This is a genomic window from Allosphingosinicella sp. (genome assembly GCF_036387215.1).
Classification (GTDB): Bacteria; Pseudomonadota; Alphaproteobacteria; order Sphingomonadales; family Sphingomonadaceae; genus Allosphingosinicella.
On record NZ_DASVUE010000068.1, the window covers coordinates 1 to 6761 of the forward strand.

General features: G+C 68.7%; 4 protein-coding genes. All 4 read right to left on the minus strand.

What is annotated here, in order from left to right; genetic code table 11:
• Positions 1 to 122: 122 nt before the first annotated feature.
• Positions 123 to 464: a LapA family protein gene (locus VF662_RS03140; protein ID WP_464137597.1), complete on the minus strand. Its 342-nt coding sequence runs from the start codon at positions 462 to 464 to the stop codon at positions 123 to 125.
• Between the two features lie 51 nt (positions 465 to 515).
• On the minus strand, positions 516 to 2804 hold the full coding sequence (locus VF662_RS03145) for a patatin-like protein (protein ID WP_464137598.1): 2289 nt from the start codon (positions 2802 to 2804) through the stop codon (positions 516 to 518).
• 50 nt (positions 2805 to 2854) lie between these two features.
• The gene (locus tag VF662_RS03150) at positions 2855 to 4096 is read right to left on the minus strand and encodes an ABC transporter permease (protein ID WP_464137601.1); all 1242 of its coding nucleotides are present in this window, start codon (positions 4094 to 4096) and stop codon (positions 2855 to 2857) included.
• A gap of 31 nt (positions 4097 to 4127) precedes the next feature.
• Positions 4128 to 6761 (minus strand): M16 family metallopeptidase (locus tag VF662_RS03155; RefSeq protein WP_464137603.1); only part of this gene is annotated, 2634 nt, incomplete at its 5' end.

Here is a 6761-nt window from a genome sequence, read left to right on the forward strand (position 1 = left end):
TCCGGCGTCTCGCGCTTCGGGAGGAAGGGTATGCTGTTGCGGACCCGGTTGAGCCAGCTCATTGGGCGTCTCCTTGAGAGGCGCTCACTTGGGAGATGAGGGGGCCTTTGTCCAGCCGCCGCTTATGGCGCGGGCCAGGCCTTCGCATCGGTCGCGAGCCGCTCTTCGGGAGCAGGGACGTCGGGTGCGGGCGAGAGGCCGGGGCCCGACGGAACGTTCAGCGCCGCCGCCGCCTGCCGCTCATGCACTTCGAGGCGCCGGCGGAGGTTCCAGAGCCGGGCGCGGTGGAGGATCAGCATCGGCAGGAAGCCGATCAGGAACGAAGCGATGACGAGCACCGGAAGCTTCACGTCCATCTCCAGCCCGCCCCAGAGCTTGATCGTCACCGGGTGCCAGTTGCCGCTCGCGAACAGCACGAGGATGACCGCGAGGCCGACCCAGAACAATGTCTTCAGGAACTGCATCCATGTCCTCCCCGGGCGCCCGGCTTAAGCTCTAGCAAAGATACCGCCAAGTCAAAGCCCGCATCCGATCTCCCGGTCCAGCTCCTCGAAGAGTGTGCCGATGTGGGTGAGGCGGGGCCGCTCCTCCTCGATGATGGCTCGGAAGGCGCTGCGCTTCATGCCCGCGATCTCCCCGGGCGCGATGGCGGCGCCTTCCGGGAGCGTCGAGACGATGATGTCGATCAGCCGGTCGGCGCCGTGGAGGCGGCCCCACAGATAGTCGTTCTCGCGATAGGCGCGGCTGAAGAAGGCGCCGAAGCTGTTGAACTGGATGCCCTTCAGCGTCGCCGCCGCGCCTCCGGGCCGGATCGCAACCGCATCGTCGGGCGAGATGCGGTCGACCTTCACCGGGTCGAACTCGTCGAGGCCCTCGCCCTGGAGCAGGGGCAGGGTGGCGATGTCGTAGAAGGGGAAGCCGAGATAGGCGAGGATCAGCGCCCGCCGCTCGACCTTCGGAAGCGCGCTCAGCGCCTCCGACAGCCTGAGATCCGCCTCGTCGTCCGCAGCCTTCAGGTCCATCCGGTCGGCAAGCCATTGCATCGCCTCGGCGGGCCGTTCCTCGACATTGTCGGGCGGCGGCGCCGAAGGCAGCGCGGAACGGTAGCGGCCGATGAGGTCGTAGACCGTGCTGCGCGCCTGTTCGAGCCCCGCCGGGGAGACCGCATGCCGCTCCGATATCTGAGCCAGCTGCCGCGCCACCGAGCGGAGCCTCCGCACCCTGTAGGAGAGGTCGAACGAGCGGAGGAAGTGGATGACCGGCGGGCAAGCTCCGGCCGACGTCATGGCGTCCTCGGCGGTCAGCCCCTGCTCCCGCACCGCGGCCCAGACCGCCTGCCGCACCTCTTCATGCCGCTGCCTGCCGCCGCCGCCGGCGAGCCGGAACAGAGACGCGGCGATCTCCTCCGTCACGGACGCGACCTTGAGGTGCCCATAGGCTGCATAGGCATAGCCCGCCTGCCGCGCCGCCACCTGCTGGGCCCTGGCGCGCCATGCCGCCAGCCGCTTCGGGTTCGGCCGCCCGAGCAGCAAGGTCGTCCCGAACAGCCGCTCGATCGCCGCCTCCACCTCGGGCCGCATCGCCTCGACGATGTGGCGGAGCCGCCGGATCCGCGCCGATCGGCCGTCGATCGCTTCCAGATTGTCGCGGATCGGCTGCTCGCGCGGAATGTCGGAGAGCGCTCCGAAGATGGTTGCGAAGAAGCCCGGAGCCGCCGCTTCGCCCGCTCCGCCGAGGCGGACGCTGCGGAGGCCGGGCTTCGGGTCGATATAGACGAAGCGCCGGTCCACGTCGCGGCGGGCGGGCCGGTTCTGGAGCGCGTCGATCGCCGGGCGGAAGGGGGCGTTCGCAAGCACCGAGCCGTCGATCAGCACCGCCGCCTCCGGCTTCGCATGGCCGGGGAGGGCGCGCTTCAGGAAGGCGCTGCGCTCCGGCCAGTCCTGCCCCCGCTCGCCGAGCACCTGATCAAGCTCCGTCACCTGAAAGGGCGGAAAGGCGCCCGGGAAGCTCGCCGTTGCGCGGCCGGCGAAGGCGAGCTCGGCGGGGTCCGCGAGGCGGCGCCCGGCACCGCCCGGATCGCGGAAGGCGAGCGTCAGCCGGTGCTCGGTCTCGACCACTTCCGGGGGCGAATTGAGCCGAAGCCGCTGCGGATAGCCGTGGAAATCGGTGACGGTCACGAACAGGTCGAGCGGCTGATAGGGCGGCAGGAGAGGGGGCTGGCGCTCGCCCGCCTGCATCGCATCCAGCGCGTCCAGGAGCAGCCGGGTAAATCCCGGCCCCGAAAAAGGCGGTGCGAACCAGCGGGCCCGGACGAAGTTGGCGAGCTTGGCACGCACCTCCTCCCGGTGGCCCGCCTCCACCGTCTGCTCGACCGTGCCGCCGCGCTTCGCCGCCATCGCCCAGGCGATCGGCACCGCCGCCGCCTTCGCGACCCGCGACATCGCGCTCACCGAAGGATCCAGCAATGTGTCGACGTCGGCCGTGTCCAGCCAGAGCTCGGTCAGCGGATCGAGCGAATGGCCTCCCGAGATCGCATGGCCGAGGAAGATCGCGTTGATCCCGCCCGCGCTCGCACCGGCGAGGATATCGACCAGCACCCGGAGCTCCACCCCGTGCTCGTCGCGGAATAGCTCCAGCAGCCGCCGGTAGACTCCTTCGCTCGCTCCTTCCGAGGCGACGCCGGCATGATAGGCCCGGCTCGCTTTGGCGAGGTGCCAGACCTCCTTTGTGATGCCGTGCATGTAAACGGCGAGGCTGATCCCGCCGTAGCAGACCAGGGCAAGCCGAAGTTCCTTCTCCCGCATCGCCCGAAGCGTCGCAGGATCGGCTTAAGATGTCGAGAATGCGGGCGGCTTTACTGGTATCGAAGCACGATCGCGGGATCGACCCTCGACGCCCGGAGCGCGGGGTAGAGCGTGGCGAGAATAGTCCCCGCCAACGTCATCAGGAGAATGCCCGCCGTTTCGCCGAAGCTGATCCTCGCCGGCAGATCGATGAGAGCGGAGAGCTCGGCCGAGCGGCTGCCGCCGAGGACGTGATCGCCGAGGAAGACCGCGAGTCTTTCCCGCGACCCGACCAGCGTCAGCCCGATAACTGATCCGAGCAAAGCTCCCGACGAGCCGATCGCCGTCCCCACCGTAACGAAGATCCTGAGGATCGAAGAGCGACTGGCGCCCATCGTCCGGATGATCGCGATGTCGCGCACCTTCGATCCGACCAGCATCATCAGGGACGACAGGATGTTGAACTGCGCCACGACCACGATCAGCGACACGGCGATGAACATTCCGATATGCTCCAGCGCGAGCGCGTCGAAGATCGGCTTGTTGAGCTCGCGCCAGGTCTGAAGGATTGTCCCTTTCGGCAGGCCGGACTTCAGCGGCGCGAGCCCCTCGGCGGCGCCCTCGAGCCTTTCGGTGGTGAGATTGATGCGGCTGGCGACGTCGCCGCTGTCCAGCATCCGCTGCGCGGCGCCGAGGTTCATGACGACGAGCTTGGAATCGTATTTCGCCACTCCCGTTTCGAGAAGTCCGGTGACGACGAAGCCCGTGCTCTTCAGCGAAAGGCTGCTTTCGGAGGTGAGCGAAGGGCGCATCATCGTGATCGGGCTTCCGACGGAGATCCCCAGCTGCTCAGCCAGTACGCTCCCGACGACGACCTCGTCCCCATGTGCGGGCACGGCGCCGAGGAAGGAGCGCCCGCTGGCGGCGAACAGCGGATCGATGCTCATATCTTGAGCGCGTATGCCGCGGACGATTGCGGGGAGAACCCGCCCCTCCACGCTCGCCATTGCGGGGGCTTCGAGCGCGGGCACCGCGGTTTTTACCGCCGCCTGCCGCCGCGCCTCCGCTTCAAGCTCCCGCCAGTCCGCCAGATACTGGCCGGGGCGGGAGATGGAGGCATGCCCGTCGACGCCGGCGAACTGGATCGAAAGCTTCGTCCGCGCGCCGTTCATCACGCTCATCACGACGATCAGAGCCGCCACTCCGATCGTCACCGCCGTAAGCCCGATCGTCGCCACGAGCAGGATGATCCGGCTCTCCGCCCCGGGGAGCAGATACCGCCTTACCAGCATCCTCTCGTGGCTCGACAGCATCGGCTCCCCCGGACCTTTACCCTCCGGCCGCCTAGCTCCTCTTGCGCAAAGTCGGCGAATCGAGGTCGAGCTCGGCGAGCGGGATCACTTCCACGTCCGGCCGCACCGCCTTCAGCTTGTCGATGAACTTGGACGAATCGCCGACGATCACCAGCGTCGCCTTGTCGGCGCCGATAATGCGGCCGGCGGCGGCGGAGGCTGCCTGCGGCGTCACGGCCTCCATGTTGGCGACGAACCGGGCGGCCTCGGAAGGCGACAGGCCCTGCTGGATCAGCCCGGCAAGGGCCGCGCCAAGGCCTCCGCTCGTCTCCGCCTGGCGGTTGAAGGCACCGGTGATGAAGGACACGCGGTTCGACACCTCCTGCGGCTGGAGCGGCTCCTTGCCGAGCCGGTCGAGCTCGCCGAGGATCACCTGCGCCACTTCGGTCGCGGTCTCGTTCTTAGTCTGCGCGCTGGCGCTGAGCAGTCCCGCCTCCGCCCGGGGAGAGAGGCCGCTATAGCTGCCGTAGGAGAGCGCGCGCTTTACCCGCACCTCCTGGAAGAGCCGCCCGCTCGAGCCGCCGCCGAGCACCGCATTGGCGGCGCTGATCGGATAATAATCGCGGTCGCCGCGGCTGACGCCGCGCACTGCGGCGAGCACTGCGGCCTGGCCTGCGCCCGGCATGTCGATCACGACGGTGCGCACCTTCTGGGCGGTGCCGGCGCGGCTCGCCGGAGGAGTCGGCGCCGAGCCCTGGCTGCGCCAGCTGCCGAACAGAGTGGAGGCGAGCGCGTTCGCGCGTGCCGCATCGATGCCGCCGGAAATCACCAATGCCGCATTGCCCGGGTGCCACCAGCTCCTTTGCTGGGCGACGAGATCCTCGCGCGTGAGCGAGCGGATCGAACCGGGAGTGCCCGAGCCGATCGTCGCATAGGGCGCATTTCCGTAGACGAGCGGCTGCACGACCATTGCCGCGATCTGCCCCGGCGTCTTCATCGCCACCTGCAGCGTGTCGAGCGCCTGCTTGCGCTGCAGCTCCAGCTCGGGGGCGGGGAAGGTCGCGTTCTGGACGATGTCGGCAAGCACGCGCCCCGCCGCCTCGAGGTTTGCGACCGGCGCGGTGATCGACAGGATCGTTCCGTCGGCGCCGGCATTGGTGCCGATCGACGCGCCCAGCGCCTCGAGCTCGGCGGAGATCTGCTCCGCGCTCCGGGTCGGGGTTCCCTTGGTCGCCATTTCGGCGGCCATCGCCGCAAGCCCTGCCTTGCCCCTCGGATCGGTCGAAGCGCCGCCCTTGATCACCAGCGACATGGTCGCGATCGGCGTGCCGCCGCTTCGCGCCGTCACTACGGAAAGGCCGGTCGGGAGCCGGGTCTCCGAAATGACCGGCGGAGTGACGGCGACCGCGGCGCCGGGCGCCGGCGGCTGCTCGCGCTCGCCCTCGGCGGCGAGCTCGTTGGGCTTGCCCGTCGCCGGCGGAACCGACTTGAAGCGCGGCATCGGCACCGGATTGGCCCAGCCCTGCATATCTGCCGAAGCGGACTGGCCGGCCGGGCGCTGGCTTTCGTTGAGGTAGCGCAGGTCCACGCGCTTTTCGGGCGTGAAATATTTCCGCGCCACCCGCTGCACGTCCGCCGCGGTCACCCGCTGATATTGCGCGATCCTCTTGTCCCAGAGCCTCGGATCGCCTGAGCGGACGAGCGCTTCGCCGAGGCCCGAGGCCCGGCCGCTGAACGTCTCGCGCTGGCGCAGCGCCTGGGCAAGCAGCTCGTTCTTGGCTTCGGCAAGTTCCGCCGCCGTCACCGGCTCGTCGCGCACCCGTGCGACCTCGGCGGCCAGCGCCGCTTCGGCATCCTCGATCCTCTTTCCGCTCGCGACGAAAACGTTCGGCGCCCAATAGCCCTGCTCCTCGATCGGGAAGAGCTGCGCGCCGACATTGGTCGCGAGCTGCTTCTCGCGAACCAGCCTTTTGTAGAGGCGGGAGCTGTTGCCGCTGGTGAGGATCCCGTCCAATACCTCGATGGCGGCCATGTCCGGGTGAGCGGCGCCCGGGATCTGCCAGGTCGATCCGACCACCGGCAGCGGCACGTTGGGCGCATACATGGTGGCGAGCCGCGCCTTGGTGGGTGCCGGATCCCGCTCGGCGATCGTCAGCGAGGCCTTCTTCGCCCGGGCGGGGATCGGCGCCAGATATTTGTCGACCCAGGCATCGAGCTGCTTGGGATCGAAATTGCCCGACACGATGAGCGTCGCGGTGTCCGGGCCGTAATAGGCTTCGTGAAAGGCGCGCGCGTCCTCGAGCTTGGCGGCGTCCAGCTCCTCGATGCTTCCGATCGTCGGCCGCCGGTGCGGCATCACTCCGAAGCTGTTCTCGGTCAGGAGCAGCCGGAGGCGTCCGTAGGGGGGCGCGAGCACGCCCTGGCGGAACTCCTCCTTGACGACATTGCGCTCGGTCTCGAACACCTGCGGGTCGATCACCGGCCGGGCCATGCGCTCGGCATGGGTCCAGATCATCGTCTCGAGATAGCGGGCGGGCACGCTCTCATAATAATTGGTGCGGTCGTAGCTGGTGGACGCGTTGCGGTCGCCGCCGACATCCTCAACCAGCCGGTTGATCATGTTGTAGGGCATGTTGCGCGTCTTGCGCGAAAGGATGTGCTCGAACAGGTGCGCGAAGCCGGAGCG

What these genes read in the sequence shown, in the direction of transcription:
- VF662_RS03140 (WP_464137597.1), bottom strand. Translation starts at nt 464, where the DNA reads ATGCAGTTCCTGAAGACATTGTTCTGGGTCGGCCTCGCGGTCATCCTC.
- VF662_RS03145 (WP_464137598.1), bottom strand. Translation starts at nt 2,804, where the DNA reads ATGCGGGAGAAGGAACTTCGGCTTGCCCTGGTCTGCTACGGCGGGATC.
- VF662_RS03150 (WP_464137601.1), bottom strand. Translation starts at nt 4,096, where the DNA reads ATGCTGTCGAGCCACGAGAGGATGCTGGTAAGGCGGTATCTGCTCCCC.